Annotated in this window: 1 protein-coding gene; it reads left to right on the top strand. The window is 68.3% G+C overall.

What is annotated here, in order from left to right:
• A partial coding sequence (locus ACI3K3_RS25745) for a TRCF domain-containing protein (RefSeq protein ID WP_404918962.1) occupies nucleotides 1-644 on the top strand: 644 nt, incomplete at both ends.

Genomic DNA, 644 nt, shown 5'->3' with positions numbered 1-644 from the left:
CACCATGATCGTCTGGCGCGCGGATCGCTTCGGGCTGGCACAACTGCACCAGCTGCGCGGCCGTGTCGGGCGCGGCAATCGGCGCGGGCAAGTCATCCTGCTGATCGAAAGCAAGAACGCGATCGGCTCGCGCACGCTCAAGCGCCTGCGCACGCTCGCCACCTTCGACCGGCTGGGCGCCGGTTTCGCGATCAGCGGCCAGGACCTGGACATGCGGGGCGCGGGCGATCTCGTGGGCGAGGACCAGGCCGGGCACATGAAGCTGATCGGCGTCGATCTTTACCAGCACCTGCTGCGCATCGCGCTGAGGGCCGCCCGCGGCGAGAATGCCGAGCGATGGAGCCCCGAACTCAATCTGGGTGCGACCGGCGCTCTTCCTGAGAACTGGATACCGGAGGCGGACGTGCGACTGTCCCTCTATGTCCGGCTGGCGCGCATCGAGACCGACGATGCGCTCGATTCCTTCGAGGCCGAACTGCTGGATCGCTTCGGATCGCTCCCTGCCGAAGCGGAACGCCTGCTGGCCCATGCCCGCATCCGTCTTGCCGCGCGGGCATTGCTGATCGCGCGCATCGATGCAGGCCCGGCGGCGATAGCCTTCACGCTGCGCCCCGAATGCACGATCGAGGTCGGGGCGGCGGGTT

Source organism: Novosphingobium sp. ZW T3_23 (assembly GCF_044987305.1).
Classification (GTDB): Bacteria; Pseudomonadota; Alphaproteobacteria; order Sphingomonadales; family Sphingomonadaceae; genus Novosphingobium.
This window is presented reverse-complemented; position numbering and strand designations above follow the sequence as displayed.